General features: G+C 64.8%; 23 protein-coding genes. 8 read left to right on the top strand and 15 right to left on the bottom strand.

Annotation, left to right across the window (positions count from 1 at the left end; translation table 11 throughout):
* The first annotated feature begins 69 nt into the window (after positions 1-69).
* Positions 70-474 (top strand): MerR family DNA-binding protein, encoded by a 405-nt coding sequence (locus ASF14_RS05810; protein WP_101750172.1) that lies wholly within the window; start codon positions 70-72, stop codon positions 472-474.
* A gap of 40 nt (positions 475-514) precedes the next feature.
* Here ASF14_RS05810 and ASF14_RS20650 read toward each other — a convergent pair whose 3' ends face one another.
* The 12 genes from ASF14_RS20650 to ASF14_RS05865 all read right to left on the bottom strand — a co-directional run bounded on the left by ASF14_RS20650 (position 515) and on the right by ASF14_RS05865 (position 9,317).
* Positions 515-967 carry a hypothetical protein gene (locus ASF14_RS20650; protein ID WP_043060763.1) on the bottom strand — a complete coding sequence of 151 codons (453 nt, stop codon included), beginning with the start codon at positions 965-967 and terminating at the stop codon, positions 515-517.
* Between the two features lie 159 nt (positions 968-1,126).
* Positions 1,127-2,083 (bottom strand): c-type cytochrome, encoded by a 957-nt coding sequence (locus ASF14_RS05815; protein ID WP_056432833.1) that lies wholly within the window; start codon positions 2,081-2,083, stop codon positions 1,127-1,129.
* On the bottom strand, positions 2,080-2,967 hold the full coding sequence (locus tag ASF14_RS05820; RefSeq protein WP_018251202.1) for an MBL fold metallo-hydrolase: 888 nt from the start codon (positions 2,965-2,967) through the stop codon (positions 2,080-2,082). The genes ASF14_RS05815 and ASF14_RS05820 overlap by 4 nt, the downstream gene beginning before the upstream one ends.
* 21 nt (positions 2,968-2,988) lie before the next feature.
* Positions 2,989-3,630, bottom strand: coding sequence for a DsbA family protein (locus ASF14_RS05825; protein WP_026189135.1), 642 nt, complete (start codon positions 3,628-3,630; stop codon positions 2,989-2,991).
* A 2-nt stretch (positions 3,631-3,632) separates the two neighbouring features.
* The gene (locus ASF14_RS05830) at positions 3,633-4,259 is read right to left on the bottom strand and encodes a DsbA family protein (RefSeq protein WP_056432835.1); all 627 of its coding nucleotides are present in this window, start codon (positions 4,257-4,259) and stop codon (positions 3,633-3,635) included.
* Entirely contained in the window at positions 4,256-5,065 is an 810-nt protein-coding gene (locus ASF14_RS05835; RefSeq protein WP_018251199.1) for a TlpA family protein disulfide reductase, read from the bottom strand. The genes ASF14_RS05830 and ASF14_RS05835 overlap by 4 nt, the downstream gene beginning before the upstream one ends.
* Positions 5,065-5,847 (bottom strand): sulfite exporter TauE/SafE family protein, encoded by a 783-nt coding sequence (locus tag ASF14_RS05840; RefSeq protein ID WP_018251198.1) that lies wholly within the window; start codon positions 5,845-5,847, stop codon positions 5,065-5,067. Before ASF14_RS05840 ends, ASF14_RS05835 begins: the two co-directional genes overlap by 1 nt.
* Positions 5,844-7,076: an NAD(P)/FAD-dependent oxidoreductase gene (locus ASF14_RS05845; RefSeq protein WP_018251197.1), complete on the bottom strand. Its 1,233-nt coding sequence runs from the start codon at positions 7,074-7,076 to the stop codon at positions 5,844-5,846. The genes ASF14_RS05840 and ASF14_RS05845 overlap by 4 nt, the downstream gene beginning before the upstream one ends.
* The gene (locus ASF14_RS05850) at positions 7,073-7,507 is read right to left on the bottom strand and encodes a TIGR01244 family sulfur transferase (RefSeq protein ID WP_018251196.1); all 435 of its coding nucleotides are present in this window, start codon (positions 7,505-7,507) and stop codon (positions 7,073-7,075) included. Before ASF14_RS05850 ends, ASF14_RS05845 begins: the two co-directional genes overlap by 4 nt.
* A gap of 18 nt (positions 7,508-7,525) precedes the next feature.
* Positions 7,526-7,951: a DUF6691 family protein gene (locus ASF14_RS05855; protein WP_018251195.1), complete on the bottom strand. Its 426-nt coding sequence runs from the start codon at positions 7,949-7,951 to the stop codon at positions 7,526-7,528.
* Complete coding sequence (locus ASF14_RS05860) at positions 7,951-8,388, bottom strand: YeeE/YedE family protein (protein ID WP_170172224.1); 438 nt, start codon at positions 8,386-8,388, stop codon at positions 7,951-7,953. The genes ASF14_RS05855 and ASF14_RS05860 overlap by 1 nt, the downstream gene beginning before the upstream one ends.
* Positions 8,388-9,317 carry an MBL fold metallo-hydrolase gene (locus tag ASF14_RS05865; RefSeq protein ID WP_197418555.1) on the bottom strand — a complete coding sequence of 310 codons (930 nt, stop codon included), beginning with the start codon at positions 9,315-9,317 and terminating at the stop codon, positions 8,388-8,390. The genes ASF14_RS05860 and ASF14_RS05865 overlap by 1 nt, the downstream gene beginning before the upstream one ends.
* A 72-nt stretch (positions 9,318-9,389) precedes the next feature.
* Between ASF14_RS05865 and ASF14_RS05870 the strand changes: the two genes are divergently transcribed.
* From ASF14_RS05870 to ASF14_RS05880, 3 genes are all read left to right on the top strand, one after another.
* Positions 9,390-10,013, top strand: a complete 624-nt coding sequence (locus ASF14_RS05870; RefSeq protein ID WP_018251192.1) for a peroxiredoxin — start codon at positions 9,390-9,392, stop codon at positions 10,011-10,013.
* Positions 10,010-10,420, top strand: a complete 411-nt coding sequence (locus tag ASF14_RS05875) for an ArsR/SmtB family transcription factor (RefSeq protein ID WP_018251191.1) — start codon at positions 10,010-10,012, stop codon at positions 10,418-10,420. The genes ASF14_RS05870 and ASF14_RS05875 overlap by 4 nt, the downstream gene beginning before the upstream one ends.
* 70 nt (positions 10,421-10,490) lie before the next feature.
* Positions 10,491-10,994 (top strand): DsrE family protein, encoded by a 504-nt coding sequence (locus tag ASF14_RS05880; RefSeq protein ID WP_018251190.1) that lies wholly within the window; start codon positions 10,491-10,493, stop codon positions 10,992-10,994.
* A gap of 261 nt (positions 10,995-11,255) precedes the next feature.
* Here ASF14_RS05880 and ASF14_RS05885 read toward each other — a convergent pair whose 3' ends face one another.
* A complete protein-coding gene (locus tag ASF14_RS05885) occupies positions 11,256-11,909 on the bottom strand; it encodes a recombinase family protein (RefSeq protein ID WP_056432838.1) in 654 nt (217 codons plus the stop codon).
* Positions 11,910-12,159: 250 nt separating this feature from the next.
* Here ASF14_RS05885 and ASF14_RS05890 point away from each other — a divergent pair, with 250 nt between their 5' ends.
* The 4 genes from ASF14_RS05890 to tcmP all read left to right on the top strand — a co-directional run bounded on the left by ASF14_RS05890 (position 12,160) and on the right by tcmP (position 14,389).
* Positions 12,160-12,408 (top strand): AbrB/MazE/SpoVT family DNA-binding domain-containing protein, encoded by a 249-nt coding sequence (locus ASF14_RS05890; protein ID WP_018251286.1) that lies wholly within the window; start codon positions 12,160-12,162, stop codon positions 12,406-12,408.
* Positions 12,401-12,793 (top strand): type II toxin-antitoxin system VapC family toxin, encoded by a 393-nt coding sequence (locus ASF14_RS05895; protein ID WP_018251287.1) that lies wholly within the window; start codon positions 12,401-12,403, stop codon positions 12,791-12,793. The genes ASF14_RS05890 and ASF14_RS05895 overlap by 8 nt, the downstream gene beginning before the upstream one ends.
* Positions 12,794-13,033: 240 nt before the next feature.
* Complete coding sequence (locus tag ASF14_RS05900; RefSeq protein ID WP_026189148.1) at positions 13,034-13,816, top strand: DUF5131 family protein; 783 nt, start codon at positions 13,034-13,036, stop codon at positions 13,814-13,816.
* A gap of 24 nt (positions 13,817-13,840) precedes the next feature.
* On the top strand, positions 13,841-14,389 hold the full coding sequence (gene tcmP, locus ASF14_RS05905; RefSeq protein WP_056432841.1) for a three-Cys-motif partner protein TcmP: 549 nt from the start codon (positions 13,841-13,843) through the stop codon (positions 14,387-14,389).
* A 64-nt stretch (positions 14,390-14,453) separates the two neighbouring features.
* On the opposite strand, the gene ASF14_RS05910 is transcribed toward tcmP, so the two are convergent.
* Entirely contained in the window at positions 14,454-15,173 is a 720-nt protein-coding gene (locus ASF14_RS05910) for an ATP-binding protein (protein ID WP_236696947.1), read from the bottom strand.
* 195 nt (positions 15,174-15,368) lie between these two features.
* Entirely contained in the window at positions 15,369-16,880 is a 1,512-nt protein-coding gene (gene istA, locus ASF14_RS05915; RefSeq protein WP_082442101.1) for an IS21 family transposase, read from the bottom strand.
* Positions 16,881-17,070 lie beyond the last annotated feature (190 nt).

Below are 17,070 nucleotides of genomic sequence, written 5' to 3' on the forward strand. Positions count from 1 at the left end.
GCTTCTCCAATATCCTCGCCCCGCCTATATAGGGTCCGTACCATAGTACGGAGTCAAGGCATGACCGGCATGACGATCGCGGCGCTCGCGCGCGAGGGCGGCGTCGGCGTCGAAACGGTGCGCTACTATCAGCGTCGCGGTTTGCTGGACGAGCCAGACCGGCCGACCGGGGCTGGCGCCGGAGGCGGCATCCGGCGCTACGGCACCGATGACGCCCGCCGCCTTCGCTTCATCCGCTCGGCGCAGGCAGCCGGTTTCACGCTCGAGCAGATCGGTGAGCTTCTGGCGCTGGATGCGACCGACGATCGCGCGCGTGCGCGCCAGCTCGCCCATGAGCAGATGGCGGCGCTGGATGCGAAGATCGCCGAGCTTGAACAGGCGCGTGCTTCGCTGCGTCGGCTTGCCAGCGAGTGCGGCTCGGGATCGGCAGGGCCGTGCCCAATCCTGACAGCGTTCGATTCACCGACTGAGTGATCTTTGATTAGCTCCCAGGCGGTCAGCAGGAGATTTCGGATCAGGCAAATAGATCGCCGATCGCACGCATACGGAAGGCGTTGATCCACCGACGTCGGCGATGCTCGCTGGCGTCGTGGCGCATGTGGCACCGCTGGCAGAGTGCAGCGAGGTTGCGTGGTCGGTTATCGCTCGGATCATGGTTCAGATGCGCGCTAGCAAGAACCACGCGCGTGATCCGCACTTGTGAAGGTGGATCAATGCCGACGAAGCCAGGTTGCGCGCATAAGAGGGCGTCGGGCGGCGGCAGGCGGCGAACGCACCTGCCCTGCCCGTTGCGCCACCTGCTTATGTCCTCATCCCACCAAACACCATCGCCCAGATGCAGCACATGACGACCATGCGGGCGCTGACAATGTTCGCAGCGTCCTTTGGCGCGGCCAAACCGGATGAAGGCAGATAGTTCACGCCAGTCAATCGGGTAGAGCCAGCGATGTTCACGCGCGATTGGCATAACAATTCTATGATTCAGTATCGTGGAGAACGAAAGCAGAAAACAGCAGTGACTCAACTTATCCATTACGGCTAGGTCACTAAGCGATTAGCTGACTTGGCTACTCAAGGAATGGTGTCAAAACCGTTCGGTTGTGACACTGGTTAGGAAGCCGAGCGATCAGCTGCCAAGCATTTTTCCGTCAATCTCCTGACCATAATAGTCCCCTTTGGGGTGAAACTGCTTACGTGCGCTCTCGACAGTCCCGGTCTGCCGCGGATCGCGGGGTCGCTCGCGACTATCGACATAGGCGGCGACATCCCACGCCTGCTGATCCGTCAGCGTGTTGCCCTCACCATAAGGCATGTTGGCCTTGATGAACCCGGCAGCCGACGCCAGCCCGGTCATGCCCGCACCCCAATTGTAGGAGCGCGCTCCCCACAGCGGCGGGATAGTATAGCTGCCGTCCGGGTTCGCCTGCCCTTGGCCGTTCGCACCGTGGCATGATGCGCACTGGCCGGCGAACACAATCGCGCCGCGAACCGGATCGTGCCCGATCGGGGTTGTGGCGAGCTTTATGAACCCGCGACCGGGCAGCGGCTTGCCGGATGGCGCGCCGGTCGCGAGCCAGGCGAAATAGCTCTGGAGATCGCGGTAGATATCGTCGCCAAAGGGCGGCGGGGCGCCGGCTTTCGAGGCGGGCGCGTTCATCGAGTAGAGGAAGCAGTCGCGGATGCGATCCTCCATCGTGTTCACCCGGCCGTTCTTCGCGCGATAAGCTGGGTAGCTGACCCAGGCCGCCCACATCGGGGACGCATCGGCCTTCCGCCCGGCATCGAGGTGACAGTTGCTGCACGTCAGGCCGTTGCCGACGTACTGGCCGGCATGAGCCGCGCTCGCGGTGAAGATCAGTCGACCGCGCCGGATCGCGTCGCCGTCCGGCCCGGCGGGGATGGTGCTTTCCGCCGGTGGCGAAAAGGCGGCGTCCGCTGCTACCTCGACGGGTGCCTGCACGGGCGCGTCAGACTGCCCTACCTTGTAGGTGACGACGAGGACGAGCAGCGCGGCGGTAATGGCGAAGATGATACGCTGGGCATCGCCATCATCACCGGGCGTTGGCGGCGTTGGTTCGGTCATTTGCCCGCGCCGAAGTGGTTGAGCGGCACCTTGAGGAACGCTGTGCCGCACGCCTCCGGCTCCGGCAGGCGACCGCCGCGGATGTTCACCTGGAGCGCGGCAAGCATCAGGTCCGGCAGCGGCAGGGTTGCGTCGCGCTTCTCGCGGGTGGCGACGAACTCGGCCTCACCGATGCCGTTGTGCACATGGATGTTGTCACGACGCTGGTCCGCCACGGTCGATCGTCCAAAGACTTCGCGCCCGTCCTTGCCGTAGTCGTGGCCGACATAGGTCGCGGTGCTGGGCGGCAGTTCGAGGATCGCCCGGATCGAGCGCCACAGCGCGCGCGCGTTGCCGCCTGGAAAGTCAGCCCGACTGGTGCCGCTGTCGGGCACCATCAGCGTGTCGTGGACGAACGCCGCGTCGCCGACGACGTAGGTGATCGAGGCGAGCGTGTGGCCGGGCGACAGCATGACGTGCGCGTCGAGCGAGCCGATCCTGAACTGCTCGCCATCGGCGAACAGGCGATCCCACTGGCTACCATCGACGGGCAGGTCGGGCAGGCAGTAGATGTCCTGCCAGAGCTTCTGCACCTCCACGACCTTGGTGCCGATCGCGGTTTTGCCCCCTGTCTTTTCCGCGAGATACGGCGCGGCCGAGAAGTGATCGGCATGGGGATGGGTATCGAGCACCCATTCCACAGTAAGTCCCTTGGCGCGGACATATTCGAGGATCATATCGGCATTGTCGGTTGCGGTCGCACCGGCACGGGGATCGAAGTCGAGGACCGGATCGATAATCGCGGCGGTCTTCGTGGCTTCGTCGACCACGACATACTGGAAGCTGCCGGTGCGCTCGTCATGGAGCGACGCAACCGTCATGCCCTTGTGATTATACTCGATCATGTTTCGTATCCTCTCGCATCGTCAGCTTTCTTCCCGCGCACGCGCGAACAGCCGTTGGAAATCGCTGGCGTCGATCGCGCCCATCACCAGCATGGGACCGGCAAGATAACCCGGGGTGCCCGCCAGTCCGATCGAATAGGCTTCCTGTCCGTTCGCCCGCAGGCGGGCTGCGACAGCGTCCGCGTGGGCGGCAAGCCAGGTCATCGCGCGCAGCCAATCGCCGCCAGCGCGCATCACGACGTCCCGCAACACGTCGTCGTCGATCGTGCGGCTGTCCGTCATCAACGCACGATGGACGGTCGGGTAAACTCCCTGTTCGGCGCACGCGAGCGCCACGCTTGCGGCACGTTCGGATGGCGGACCGAAGATGGGCCAATCCTTGTAGATGACCCGCACCTTGCCGTCGCGTTGCACAGCCTCTTCCAGGGCGGAAAATCCATGACGGCAGGCCGGGCAACGATAGTCGGTGAACACGGCAAGCCGGAGCGTAGCATCGGCAGGTCCGTCCTCGGGCGAGCCGTTACCGGCAAGGATCAGGTCGGCGGTCGGCCCGACGTCGCGCCCGATCGGGGCGGTACGCCGTAGAACCTGCCCGACTGCCCAACCACCCACGACCACCGCGCCCAAGCCGGCAAGCTGTCTCCGATTGAGCGGCCCGGGCATGGTCAGCGCGCCGCTGGTTTTTTGCGCGCTTCCGCGACGAGACGACGCAACGTCGGGAGATCGACAGCACCGGCGACGACCTGCGAGCCGACGATCAGCGCTGGTGTTCCGTTGAAACCGATCGCCTGGGCGATGCTATCGGTGCGCGTAAGCAGCGCGTCGATTTCGGCGCCACGGTTCTTCAAATCGCGTTGCAGACGGGGCCAGTCGACCTTGGCTTTGGCAGCCGCTGCCTTGACGCCCGCGCTGTCGAGCCGCGCCGGCGAGGTCATCAGGGCCTCGTGAAAGGCGGCATGCCTGCCCTGCCATTGGCTCGCGACAGCCGCGCGTGACGCCTCACGCGAGGCAGGTCCGAAGATCGGCCAGTCCCGGTACACGACCCGTACCTTCGGGTCGGAGCGAAGCAGGGCGTTCAGCACCGGCTCCATGCGACGGCAATAGGGGCAGTTATAGTCGAAAAACTCGACAACCGTGACGTCGTAGGTCCTGCCGGCGCGCTTGGGAGCCACGGGATCGTCAACGACCGCCTTGCGCGACAGATCGGGCTGCTGGGCCATGAGAGGCGTGATCGGCGCGGCGAAGGCAAGCGCGGCCAGGAGGCCCCGAGACAACAGGTTGCGACGATTCATCGGTGTTTCCTTGCTAATTCGATTCCATCGGCGAGCGCAGCGCGTGACAATTCACCGAGCTGGAGCTGTACGATCGTGCCGTCGCCCGCAACGAAGGCCGTTGCGGGATACCCCGCCACCTTCAGGGCTTGAGAAAGGCCACGATCGGGGTCGAGCGCGACATGGCGCGCTCCGATATTTTCACGGCCGAGAAAACCGCTGACGATCGCTTGCGCCTCGCCCTGATCGGCAAGAAGGATCGGGACCTCGCCAGGGCGCGACGCAACCGCATCGAGCATCGGCAGCTCACGCCGACACGGACCGCACCATGTCGCCCACAGGTTGACCACGAAGGGCCTGCCACGGAAGCGATCGAGTGGAAGCGGCGCGCCGGACGGGGTTGTCAGGTTGAGATGATAGGGGAACGGGCCGTAGGTCACGGGAGGGATCAGCGCCTGAAGCGAGAACCAGAGGCCACCCGCAACAGCCAACGCTCCCCAGCCTGCCGCCAGCGCGCTTGAGCGGCCAAGCCGGATCGCCAGCATCGCCGCAGCGCCCAGAAGCCCTGCAACGGGGGAAAAGCCACCCTGCCACACGGCAAGGATGGACAGCGGAGCGCCGGTGTAGCTCGACCAATGCGCTGCGACGTAACCGATCCGTGCCGTGACCAGTCCAGCGACGATGGCGCTGGTGGAGACCGTCGATACGCGAGGGAAGCGGAACCGACCGGCCAGTGTCGTGAGGCCAAGGAACACGACGATGCACAGCACGGCAAGCCCGCGATCGACGGCCAGCATCAGCGGCCCGATGGCAATCGCACCCGCCATCAGAGAAACGCGGCCGCGCTTTTCCAGAGCATGTAGGCCGCCACCACGAAGATCAGGACGGCGAAGACCGTGGTGAGCGTGCCGCCCGTACCGAGGCGCTTCGCGATGCGCGTGCCGATCAAGCCGCCGACAACTCCACCGGCGATGAACACGAAAGCCAGCGGCCAGTCCACCAGACCCGAAAATGCGTAATTGGCGGCCGTCGTCAGCCCGAACGCGGTGACGGCGATCAATGACGTGCCGACGGCGTTCAGGATCGGCATGCCCGTCGATCCGATCAGGCCGGGGACGATCAGAAAGCCCCCGCCGATGCCGAAGAAGCCCGAGAACAGACCGGTGCCGAGGCCGTAGCCCAGCACCTTCGGCGCCTTTTCCCGGTTGCACTCCGCCCCCGGGTTGCCCGTGTCACCGCGCCCGCGCAGCATCAGGACGCCGACGACGACCATGACCAGTGCGAACAGGAACAGGAGCTTGCCGCCGTCGACGGCCTTGCCCGCGGTAGAGCCGAACAGGGCGCCGATGACGCCGGCGGTCGCATACATGCCGCCACAGCGCCATTTGACGTTATGCGCCCTTGCATGGCCGATCAGCCCCGTGGCGGCGTTAGCCGCGACGGCGAACGCGCTCGTGCCGATGGCGAGATGGGCGTCGGGCACGCGCACCAGATAGACCATGAGTGGGACGGCGAGGATCGAGCCGCCCCCGCCGACAAGCCCGAGGGTAAAGCCCACCAGGCTGCCGGATAACGCACCCAGCAGATACTGGATCGGTTCGAGGGTCATGCCGCTTTGCCGATCTTATGCGGAGCCGCCATCCATTCATGGCCTTTCAGCATGCCTTGCCAGTAAATCGGGGGCAGCATCCGCTCCTTCAGGAACCAGGCAGCGCGCGTCGGGCGCGTGCCGTTCAGCAGCCACGACGGAAAGCTGGGGAGCAGTTTTCCACCATAGCCGAACTCGGCGAGGACGATCTTGCCGCGCTCGACGGTGAGCGGGCACGACCCATAGCCGTCATAGTCGACAACAGGAGGCTTGCCTTCGAGTGCGGCGAGCGCGTTGACCGCCACCACGGGTGCCTGCTTGCGGGCTGCCGCAGCCGTCTTCGCATTGCTCGTCCCCGCAGCATCGCCCAAGGCAAAGACGTTGTCGTATCGCTTGTGGCGCAGCGTCGCCTCATCGACCTCGACGAAGCCGTTTGCCGCCGCGAGCGAACTTTTGGCAACGACGTCATGCGACACCTGCGGCGGCACGACGTGGAGCATGTCGAACCCGCGCTCGATCCGCTCGCTGACACCGTTCTGCTTGCGCTCGAAGGTGGCAATACGCCGATCGGCGTCGACCGCGACGAGGTTGGATTCGAGCTTGAGGTTGATCCTATACTTCTCGACATATTCCATCAGCGCAGGGACATAGGTCGCGACGCCGAACAGCGCCGCACCGGCGTTGTGAAATTCGACGTCGATCGCGGGGAGAACACCGCGTTCGCGCCAGATGTCGCAGGACAGGTACATCGCCTTTTGAGGCGCGCCGGCGCACTTGATCGGCATCGGCGGTTGCGAGAACAGCGCGCGTCCCCGCTGCAATTCCTGGACAAGCTGGTAGGTGTAGGGCGCCAGATCGTAGCGGTAGTTGGACGTGACCCCGTTGCGGCCCAACGCTTCGGTAAGCCCCGCGATCTTCTCCCACGCCAAACGCAGGCCGGGGGCGACGATCAGGACACGATAGGCGATCGTATCCCCGTCGCCCAGGGTGATCGCCTGACGCTCGGGGTCGATGGTGATCGCCGGCAGCCGGATCCATTCGACGCCCTTGGGCATGACATCGGCTTCGGCCTTGCGGGTCTGTTCGGGGGTGAAAACGCCTGCCCCGACTAACGTCCAACCGGGCTGGTAATAATGGTCCCGGGCCGCATCGACGACCGCGATCGACACCTTGGCGTTACGTTTCAGGATGCTGGCGGCGGTTGCGATGCCCGCAGCTCCGCCTCCGATGATGACGATGTCGTAGGTCATTTGCCGGTTCTTTCGGACCGGCGAGCGAGCGCCGGCTTCAGATCGGCCAGGTCGTACCCGGCTGCCTTGGCCTGACCGACGATCGTTTCGGGATCGGCATGACTCGCCTCCGCCAGCGCCCATAGGGTAGCCGCCCGCGTGCCGCTTCGGCAGAAGCCGAGCGTCGGTCCCGGCAGCGCAGTCAGCGCTTCCTTCATCCGGTCCGCATCGGCATCGGTCGCCTTGCCCGGCACGATCGGGACATGGGCGAACGCAAGGCCGTGTTCTTCGGCGATCCGGGCCATCTCGTGTGCGCTCGGCTGTCCCTGCTCCTCGCCATTTGGCCGGCTCGAAACGATCGAGCGAAACCCCGCCTGTGCGGCGGCAGCGACATCATCCCGGGTGAGCTGGGGAGCAGCCGAGAAGGACGGTGTGATCTTCTTGAAGGCCATGTAATGTCTCCTGTCCGGTCACGCCGAACGGCGTGGGATGAGTGCGAAGCGGTGGATGGCTGCGCCGAGCGCCATTGCAGCGGTGAAGAGCAGCGCGGGGGCAGGCTGGATCGCGAGCGCGGCGATGGCGGGGCCGGGGCACAGGCCGACAAGGCCCCAGCCTATGCCGAACAGGGCGGCACCGCCGAGGAGGCGCGCGTCGATCGGCGACGTGGCCGGCGTATGGAATTGCTCCGCGACGATCGGCGTAGAGCGTCCACGCACGATGAGCCAGGCTATCGCCATCGGCAGGATCGCTCCCGCCATGACGAATGCCAGGGTCGGGTCCCAGGCACCGGCGACGTCGAGAAACGCCCGTACCCGCGCAGGATCGATCATGCCGGACACGGCGAGGCCGGCGCCGAACAGCGTGCCGCTGACGAGCGAAAGAAGGCTCTGGCGCATCACGATACCACTCCCGCGAGACGCATGAGGGTCACGGTGGCGATGCCGGTCGCCATGAACGTGCCGGTCGCGACGATGGACCGCGGCGACAGGCGCGACAGGCCGCAGACGCCGTGACCGCTGGTGCACCCCGCGCCGAGCCGCGTCCCGATCCCGACGATCAGCCCGGCGACGGCGATCAGCCCGAGCGACGTCGGGAAGCGAGCTTCCACATTCACATTGGCTGCGGTCAGCGCCGCGCCCAGGGGCAGCCCCGCCGTGAAAAGCAAGGCCATCATCCAAGGCGCTCCCCCTTCAGAGAGAGCGAGGACACGCGCGAACATGCCGCTGACCCCGGCGATGCGGCCGTTGCCCAGCAACATGATCGCCGCAGCGAACCCGATCATCAGGCCGCCGATGAAGCCGGCAAGCGGCATGGCATGGGGAAATCCGGGCATCACAGCGTATCCAGTGGAATCTTGAGGTAGCGGGTGCCGTTGACTTCCGGCTCCGGCAGATGGCCGCCGCGCATATTGACCTGCACCGATGGCAGGATGAGCTTGGGCATCGACAAGGTGGCGTCCCGACTGGTGCGCATCGCGACGAAGTTGTCTTCGTCCACCCCCTCATGAACGTGGACGTTGCCGACGCGCTGCGCGCCCACGGTCGTCTCCCAGACATACCGGTCGCGCCCCGCAGCCTTGTAGTCGTGGCACAGGAACAGCCGCGTCTCGTCGGGCAACTGCATCAGTCGACGGATCGAGCGGAATAGCTGGCGCGCATCACCACCGGGGAAGTCTGCGCGTGCGGTGCCGTAGTCCGGCATGAACAGGGTATCGCCGGTGAAGACTGCGTCGCCGATGACATAGGCCATATCGGCGGGGGTGTGCCCCGGCACATGCAGCGCGATGGCCTCGATGTCGCCGATCGTAAAACGGTCGCCATCGTCGAACAGGTGGTCGAACTCGGAGCCGTCCCGTTCGAAGTCGGTGCCGGCGTTGAAAATCTTGCCGAAGACGTTCTGCACGCGAATGATGTCGCGGCCGATCGCGAGCTGACCGCCCAGCGCCTTTTGCAGATAGGGCGCCGCAGACAGGTGGTCGGCATGAGCATGGGTTTCGAGCAGCCAGTCGACCGAAAGGCCGTGCTCCCGCACATAAGCGATTACCGCATCCGCCGACGCCGTATTGGTGCGACCGGCCGCAGCGTCGAAGTTCAGGACACTGTCAACGATCGCCGCCTTTCGCGTGGCGGGGTCCCAGACGACGTAGGTCGCGGTGTTGGTCGGCTCGTCGAAGAACGAGTGAACGACCGGCGATACCGCCGCCTTCGCACGTTCAATCTGCGCAACTGCCTCATTCAACGCCGATTCCACGATCGCCTCCAATTATTGATTTCATGGTTTATGTAGTTGTGTAATCCGCTTGCGTCAACGGGCTGCCCGTGCCATCTGAAAAGCATGGAAACGATGGATGCAGACGTACCGCGCTCGTTGCGCATCGGGGACGCGGCCCCGAATTTCACCGCCCGCACGACGCAGGGCGCGATGTCGCTCGATCAGTATCGTGGTCGTTGGGTCGTGTTCTTTTCGCACCCGGCTGATTTCACGCCGGTCTGCACCAGCGAGTTCGTGGCCCTGGCGAAGGCCGCACCGCAATTCGAGGAGCTCGACTGCGCCTTGCTCGGGCTGTCGGTTGACAGCCTGTATTCGCATGTCGCCTGGTTGCGCGCGATCAAGGATGTCTTCGGTGTAGAGGTGCCGTTCCCGGTCGTGGAAGACCCGTCGATGGCGGTGGGTTACGCCTATGGCATGCTTGACGAACAGGCCGGCGACGCCTCGGCCGTGCGCGCGACCTATTTCATCGATCCTGAGGGCATCATCCGTGCGCTCAACTGGTATCCGATGAACGTCGGGCGATCGGTCGACGAGATGCTCCGCACGGTGAGGGCATTGCAGCGATCGGCCGATGGGCAGGCCTATACGCCGGCCGACTGGCAGCCGGGTGACGACGTCCTGCTCCCGCCCGCCTTGCCGTGCAGCGCCGGTGCCGACTGGTTTCATCAGTTGAAGGCCGATCGATGACGGCGATCCATCAATCCCGCGCGATCGCCGATGCGGCGGTCGAAAAGCTGCGCGTGTTCGCTCAACCCCAGCGCCTCATGATCCTGTCCTATCTGCTGGGCGGTGAGCGGCAGGTTGCGGACATAGAGGCTGCGACCGGCGTGACCCAGCCGGCCCTCAGCCAGCAGCTTGCCGAGCTGCGCCGCGCCGAGCTGGTGAAGACGAGACGCGAGGCAAAGCAGGTCCATTACCGGCTCGCCGATGACGCAGCCGCAATGTGCGTGCGCACGCTCGAGGCGATATTCGGCGCCGATGATCTAGCCGTGCATGAGGCAGCGCCCGCTTCCCGACCGTCGCGAGCGCGCGGGGCGTCGGCTGCCACGCGGCCGCAAAATATAGGCGCAGCCGTATTTGCGAGGGTCGGATAATCATTCCGGTTTCGAAAGGACAAACCAGATGCGGCTTCCCGCTATCGCAGTTGCAGGATGCTTGGCCGTCATGAGCAGTGCCGGGTCAGCAGGCGTCACCGCGCAACAACCCGTGATTGCCGGCTATGGCAGGATCACGCCGGTAGAAGGCGCGGTTGAGCGGCCGGACCACTCGCTGCGATATCGTGTGCTGTTCAGTGTGACGAAGGCGGCGTCATCTCCCGACAAGGTCAATCCCTCGCTGGAGAAGGTCGCACGCTTCCTGAACCTGCTCGGGGCGGACGGCGTGCGGCCGGCACAGGGAGATGTGATCGTGATCGTCCACGGGCCGGCGACACCGATTATTGCCGATGATGAGGCATATGCGACGAAAACCGGTGCCACGACGAACCCCAATCTTGCCTTGATAGCGGCGCTAAGGCGGGCAGGCGTGTCCGTTCGAGTGTGCAGCCAGGCTTTAGTCGGGAATGGGATCGCTCCGGTCACGGTCGATAAGGCTATCGAAGTCGATGTCTCGGCTCTCACCACAATGGCGACATTGCAGATACGTGGTTGGGCGCTGATCCCTGACTGATCGTACCGAACTTCCTGTTTTATCATTCCAGTCCGTAACGCGGCCGGTGTCACAACCGTCCGGTTGTGACACCTGCGTAGCACCCCAGCTTTTCCGCGGGTCTACAGGTGTCGGAACCCCGTGTCAGAATGGCAGGTTGGAAGCGACTATGCGCGATTATCCTGCGGTGATACCCAGGATGCCGCTCTGCTGCTCCACGCGGAGACCAATCCGCGGTGGGGTTCGGTCTGCCACGACCCGCAGGTAAAACATGTACGGTACTCAACTAGTCTTCTGCGGCTGAGCGGCCCTTGAGCGGTGGAGCGCGGTCACGCGCTTGACGTGGGCGATGCTGCACCCGGCGAGCTCCGCGGTCTTCGCGATGCTCATGCCCGCCTCGCGCAGACCTACGATGCGCCGGTGGTGGGCGAGGTCCGGCTTGCGGCCGGTGTACCGCCCCGCCCGCTTGGCAATCTCGATGCCCTCGCGTTGCCGCTCGCGCCGGGTCTCGTAGTCATCCCGCGCCGTCTGCAGCGCGACCCGCAGCAGCATGTCCTGCACCGCCTCCAGCACGATGCGCGCCACGCCTGCGCTATCAGCTACCAAGTCCGACAGGTCCACAATGCCCGGCACCGCCAGCCGAGCCCCCCTGCCCCGGATAGCATCCACCAGCAGTTCCGCTTCCTGCAGAGGCAGGCGGCTGATGCGGTCGATCTTCTCGGCCACCACCACCTCGCCCGGCTGCAGGTCCGCCACCATGCGCAGCAGCTCCGGCCGGTCCGGTCGCGCGCCCGACGCCTTCTCCCGGTATACGGCCGCGACATAAAAGCCGGCCGCCCGCGCACCAGCCACAATGCTCTCCTGCCGCGTCAGGTCCTGCTCGTCCGTGCTTACCCGCAAATACACCCGCGCCGCCCTAACCTCGCTGCCTGCCACCTGCTCATCACTCCTACTTGGCGTTGTTGGGTATACCCTTGTGAGCCAGTCATGCAGCAGTTGGCTCAGAACAGCAACTACCGGTCCTACGTAGCCTAGCTAAGCGGACCGGGTCTAAGTAGCTGCTCCATCATCGATGAACGCTCGTTCGGTGATCGGCCGTGTATCGATCCCTGCCTCCACGCTGGCGTCAGACTTTGCTCTCCGGTATAAGACCGTTGGACAGGTCTGAGCAGCGGGTTTGGTGCAGATGGAAGCACAGAGGGTCAAGATCGTGGACGGTGGTAAGCTCGTGATCCCGGCGGCAATGCGCCGTGAGCTCGGGATCACCACGGGTGACACCGTTCTCGTCGATGTGGACGATGGCGAGTTGCGGGTACGTTCCGTACCTAAGGCACTTGAGCGCGCTCGCGCGATCCTGCGCAAGTATGTGCCCGAAGGCGTCGGCTTGGCTGACGAGCTGATCGCGGAGCGTCGGCGTGAGGCGGAGCGTGAGTAGCAAAGTCGTACTCGACGCTTCCGCCCTGCTCTGCCTTCTGAACGATGAACCCGGGGCTGATCGGGTAGTCGACGTCCTGACCCGCAGCATCATCGGAACAGCCAACCTCGCAGAGGTCGTCTCCAAGCTACGGGACCGGGGATTGTCGCTCGACGAGGTGCGTGAGGCGCTCGGCGGGCTCCACCTCGACGTTCGGCCGCTCTCTCCCGCCCAGGCGCTTATTATAGGCGACTTGCGGCCAGCAACGAAGGCGCTTGGCCTATCGCTTGGCGACCGGGCGTGCCTTGCGTTGGCAATCGACCTGCAGGCTGAGATGTTCACGACGGACGGACCTCTGGCGAGCGCGGATGCCGGCATCACCATCACCAATGTGCGATCGCGGTAGTCGCGCATTCGTGCTTTTGGGTGCGGCGAACCGATGGGTGCGCAGAAAGGGTCTATGTGACTGAAAGGCAGCGGGTAAGTGCTCAATCTCGAGCGGTCTGCTCAATAGCGGCCTTCGGCGGGCTTACGATGCAAACTGACGTAGTTAGGGCCCGCCCAGCGGCGCTTGATCGAACTTCTGTGTTCCCTATCCGTTCTTTTGACGGTACAGTAGGCTTAGTGCGGGCAGGACCGGTGAGCCATGGCTGACACCGAAATCGAATGGACGGATGCCACCTGGAACCCGGTCGCCGGATGCTCGATCGTGAGCGCCGGATGCAGCCATTGCTACGCAATGGAGATGGCCCGTCGTCTCGAGGCGATGGGCGTCGGCAAGTACGCAGGACTTACACGGCGTAGTGGTCGCCGTACCATCTGGCAGGGCTTGGTGCGCGAGGACCAGGCCGCGCTGACGATCCCCCACCGATGGAGAAAACCCCGCAAAATCTTCGTGAACTCGATGAGCGACCTGTTTCACGAGGGCGTCAGCGACGCGTTCATTCAAGCGGTATGGCAGGTCATGCGCGAGACGCCGCGCCACCACTATCAGATCCTCACCAAACGCCCCGAGCGCATGGCAGCAGTCGTCACTCGTCTTATTGGCGACGTTCTGCCGAATGTCTGGTTGGGCACCAGCATTGAGGACGCCGAGGTGGTAGCGCGTGTCGACCACCTCCGCGCGGTGCCCGCTGCGATCCGCTTCATTTCATTCGAGCCGCTGATTGGGCCAGTTGGCACCATCGATCTCGCCGGAATCGATTGGGCGATCGTGGGCGGCGAAAGCGGTCGGTCGGCGCGGCCCATTCGGGAGGCGTGGGTGGATGAACTCCACCAGCAATGCCTCGCCTACGACACTGCCTTCTTCTTCAAGCAATGGGGCACCTGGGGCAAGGACAATAAGCGGCGTTCCAAAAAGGCGAACGGGCGCGAGTACCGCGGTCGGACGTGGGATGAGATGCCGACCGGCTTTACCGCGGCGCTCTAACGAGCTCGAAACAGCAGGATTGGAATGGCCGAAAAACCGTACAGCTGGGCAAGTGGCGCGACACTCGAGGACCACTCCCGCCGCAAGCACAAGATCCTCCGCGAGTACTTCGCGAACTATCTGGGCGTGCGCTGCCAGCTTCCACAGCAGACCCAATTTCGCCTCGCGATCGTTGACGGGTTTGCGGGCGGCGGTCGCTATGCCTGCGGAACGCCTGGGTCGCCGCTCATCTTCATCGAGGAACTGCGGCGCGCGATCGACACGATCAACACAATGCGCGCGGCGCAGGGGTTCGGTCTCGTGTCAATGGAATGTCTGCTGGTGCTCAACGACCAGAGCCCGGCAGCGATCGACAGTGTCAATCGGCGTCCAAAAAGGACCCCCTATCGGCGTCCAAAAGGGACCCCCTTCGTCGAGCAGCGTGACGGGTATGACGGGTGCACCGTTCGCGCTGGTTGCGGTCTGTCAATCGGCGTCCAAAAAGGACCCCCTATCGGCGTCCAAAAGGGACCCCCTTCGTCGAGCAGCGTGACGGGTATGACGGGTGCACCGTTCGCGCTGGTTGCGGCGTAGGGCGGGCGTAGCCCGACCGGAGGCGCAACCAGCGCGAAGCGTTCTCTGCCGGTGGTCCTGGGCGTCAGCTTCGATGTTTGAAGCGCCAGCTGTCGTTGCCGGTTTCGACGATGTCGCAATGGTGGGTAATACGGTCGAGCAGTGCGGTGGTCATCTTGGGGTCGCCAAAGACGGTCGGCCACTCGCCAAAGGCGAGGTTCGTGGTGACGATGACGGAGGTCTGCTCGTAGAGCTTGCTGACGAGGTGGAAGAGCATTTGACCGCCCGAGCGTGCAAACGGCAGGTAGCCAAGCTCGTCGAGCACCACGAGGTCGAGGCGCGAGAGCTGGGCCGCCAGCGTGCCGGCCTTGCCAAGGCGCGTTTCCTCCTCGAGCCGGTTCACCAGGTCCACTGTGTTGAAGTAGCGTCCGCGGGCGCCGGCTCGTACCACATTGGCAGTGATGGCGGTGGCGAGGCGCGTTTCCTCCTCGAGCCGGTTCACCAGGTCCACTGTGTTGAAGTAGCGTCCGCGGGCGCCGGCTCGTACCACATTGGCAGTGATGGCGGTGGCGAGATGCGTCTTGCCGGTACCCGTTCCACCGACCAGCACGACGTTGCGTYGGCCCGGAAGAAACGAGCCGCTGTAYAGCGAGCGCACCAGTCCCTCGTTGATGGGAGTGTCGCCGAAGACGAAGGCGTCGAGGTCCTTCACCGCGGGYAACCTGGCGGCCGACATCCGGTAACGGACCGAGGCTGCATGGCGGTGCGTCGCCTCGGCACGCAGCAGGTCGGTCAGGACCTCCATGGTCGTGCGCTTGCGCTGGAGACCGGTAGTGACCGCCTCGTCGAATAGGCTGCATGGCGGTGCGTCGCCTCGGCACGCAGCAGGTCGGTCAGGACCTCCATGGTCGTGCGCTTGCGCTGGAGACCGGTAGTGACCGCCTCGTCGAAAGCGCCAGCCATGCCCTTCAGCCCCAACTCGGYCATGGCCGTCATCATCTCATGCCGCTGCATGGAGGCCTCGCAGGCTGTCATAGCGGTTGCAGTCGGCGCGGGGCGGATGGCGCAGCGCCAGGTCTTCTGGCGTGACAATAGTCAGCGGTCGCGGCGGTTCGCGCCGGCGGGCCAGGATGTTGACGATGACGTCGTCGCTGGCCACGCCGGCCAGCAATGCTTCGCGCACGGCCGCTTCCACCGCCTCGAGTCCGTCGTCGAGCACCGCGGCCAGCACCCGCACGAACCGCCGGTCGGCATCGTCACCGACGCCAAGCTTGCGCCGCAGTCGTGCCAGCGCAGGTGGCAGCTCCCAGCCTTGGAACGGCGCGCCGTTCCGCAGGGCGCCCGGCTTGGTCGCCAACACCGGCAGATAATGCCACGGGTCGTAGATGGTCCGGTCCCGGCCGAAAAACCGGGGATGGTCGGCGACGACTTCCCCGTCGCAGCGCACGACGATGCGGTCGGCATAGGCGCGGACCTGAACGGCACGTCGCACTACCCTGGCAGAAACGGAGTAGCGGTTGCGGTCGAAGCTGATGAGGCATGTGCCGCTTACCGCATGCTCGCTCTCATGAAAGCCGTCGAAGGGTGCGGCAACAGGCTGGAGCACGCTGCGCTCGGCAGCCCAGGCCTGAGCAACCGTCAGTTCCTTCTGCTCGGGATGCTGGTGCAACTCTGCCCAGCGCCGACACTCGGCCTCCAGCCAACCGTTCAGCTCCTCGAGGCTGGTAAATCGCAGGCGTGGCTGGAAGAAGCGGCCGCGTGCGGTTTGCACCTGGTTCTCGACCTGACCTTTCTCCCAGCCCGACGCCGGCGAGCAGGCGGTCGGCTCGACCATGTAATGGTTGGCCATGACCAGGAAGCGCCGGTTGAAGACACGCTCCTTGCCCGTGAACACGCTCGTGACCGCCGTCTTCATGTTGTCGTAGATGCCGCGCGTCGGCACACCTCCGAAGAAGGCAAACGCCCGCGCATGCGCGTCGAACAGCATCTCCTGTGTCTCGCGGGGATAGGCTCGCACATACATTGCCCGCGACGCGCATAGCCGGACATGCGCGACCTTCACCCGCATCGGCTTGCCCGAAATCTCCACGTCCTCGTGGCTCCAGTCGAACTGGTAAGCCTCGCCCGGCCGGAACAGCAGCGGGATGAACGCCGGCGCATTCATCACATCGCGACGTCGCGCCCGGCGCCAGCGGGCCGCATAACGCCGCACCGCGTCGTACGAGCCGTCGAACCCCTCGCGCAGCAGCAGGTCGTGGATGCGCGTGAGGCGCAGCTTCTCGCGCCGCGGCCGTGCCTCATCTTCCTCCAGCAACGCATCCAGTCGCGCCTGAAATGGCCCCAGCTTCGGCAGCGGCTGTACCTCCCGACGATACCCCATGTCCGCTTCCGGCGCCCGGATCGCCTTGCGCACCACCTTGCGCGACAGGTGCAGGTCCCGCGCTATCGCCTTGATGGCCTTCCCCGACGCGTGCTCGCGCCGGATCCTCAACACCGTCTCCAATACCAGCATCCCGATCTCGCCGCCTGACACACCGCCAAGCGAACAGCCTAGACCAACGGGATGAGGGGTCCCTTTTCGACGCCGATCACCCCGCTACCGGGGTCCCTTTTCCACGCCGATCCACACTATCAATGGAGATCGCGTCGGCCGCCCTGGGGTGGCCCGCCGCGCAGTTCTGGAAATCGACACCGCATGAGTT

Source organism: Sphingomonas sp. Leaf257 (assembly GCF_001422185.1).
Classification (GTDB): Bacteria; Pseudomonadota; Alphaproteobacteria; order Sphingomonadales; family Sphingomonadaceae; genus Sphingomonas; species Sphingomonas yabuuchiae.

Coding starts and splice junctions, on each gene's coding strand:
- ASF14_RS05810 (WP_101750172.1), top strand. CDS start 70: ATGACGATCGCGGCGCTCGCGCGCGAGGGCGGCGTCGGCGTCGAAACG.
- ASF14_RS20650 (WP_043060763.1), bottom strand. CDS start 967: ATGCCAATCGCGCGTGAACATCGCTGGCTCTACCCGATTGACTGGCGT.
- ASF14_RS05815 (WP_056432833.1), bottom strand. CDS start 2,083: ATGACCGAACCAACGCCGCCAACGCCCGGTGATGATGGCGATGCCCAG.
- ASF14_RS05820 (WP_018251202.1), bottom strand. CDS start 2,967: ATGATCGAGTATAATCACAAGGGCATGACGGTTGCGTCGCTCCATGAC.
- ASF14_RS05825 (WP_026189135.1), bottom strand. CDS start 3,630: ATGCCCGGGCCGCTCAATCGGAGACAGCTTGCCGGCTTGGGCGCGGTG.
- ASF14_RS05830 (WP_056432835.1), bottom strand. CDS start 4,259: ATGAATCGTCGCAACCTGTTGTCTCGGGGCCTCCTGGCCGCGCTTGCC.
- ASF14_RS05835 (WP_018251199.1), bottom strand. CDS start 5,065: ATGGCGGGTGCGATTGCCATCGGGCCGCTGATGCTGGCCGTCGATCGC.
- ASF14_RS05840 (WP_018251198.1), bottom strand. CDS start 5,847: ATGACCCTCGAACCGATCCAGTATCTGCTGGGTGCGTTATCCGGCAGC.
- ASF14_RS05845 (WP_018251197.1), bottom strand. CDS start 7,076: ATGACCTACGACATCGTCATCATCGGAGGCGGAGCTGCGGGCATCGCA.
- ASF14_RS05850 (WP_018251196.1), bottom strand. CDS start 7,507: ATGGCCTTCAAGAAGATCACACCGTCCTTCTCGGCTGCTCCCCAGCTC.
- ASF14_RS05855 (WP_018251195.1), bottom strand. CDS start 7,951: ATGCGCCAGAGCCTTCTTTCGCTCGTCAGCGGCACGCTGTTCGGCGCC.
- ASF14_RS05860 (WP_170172224.1), bottom strand. CDS start 8,388: ATGCCCGGATTTCCCCATGCCATGCCGCTTGCCGGCTTCATCGGCGGC.
- ASF14_RS05870 (WP_018251192.1), top strand. CDS start 9,390: ATGGAAACGATGGATGCAGACGTACCGCGCTCGTTGCGCATCGGGGAC.
- ASF14_RS05875 (WP_018251191.1), top strand. CDS start 10,010: ATGACGGCGATCCATCAATCCCGCGCGATCGCCGATGCGGCGGTCGAA.
- ASF14_RS05880 (WP_018251190.1), top strand. CDS start 10,491: ATGAGCAGTGCCGGGTCAGCAGGCGTCACCGCGCAACAACCCGTGATT.
- ASF14_RS05890 (WP_018251286.1), top strand. CDS start 12,160: ATGGAAGCACAGAGGGTCAAGATCGTGGACGGTGGTAAGCTCGTGATC.
- ASF14_RS05900 (WP_026189148.1), top strand. CDS start 13,034: ATGGCTGACACCGAAATCGAATGGACGGATGCCACCTGGAACCCGGTC.
- tcmP (WP_056432841.1), top strand. CDS start 13,841: ATGGCCGAAAAACCGTACAGCTGGGCAAGTGGCGCGACACTCGAGGAC.
- istA (WP_082442101.1), bottom strand. CDS start 16,880: ATGCTGGTATTGGAGACGGTGTTGAGGATCCGGCGCGAGCACGCGTCG.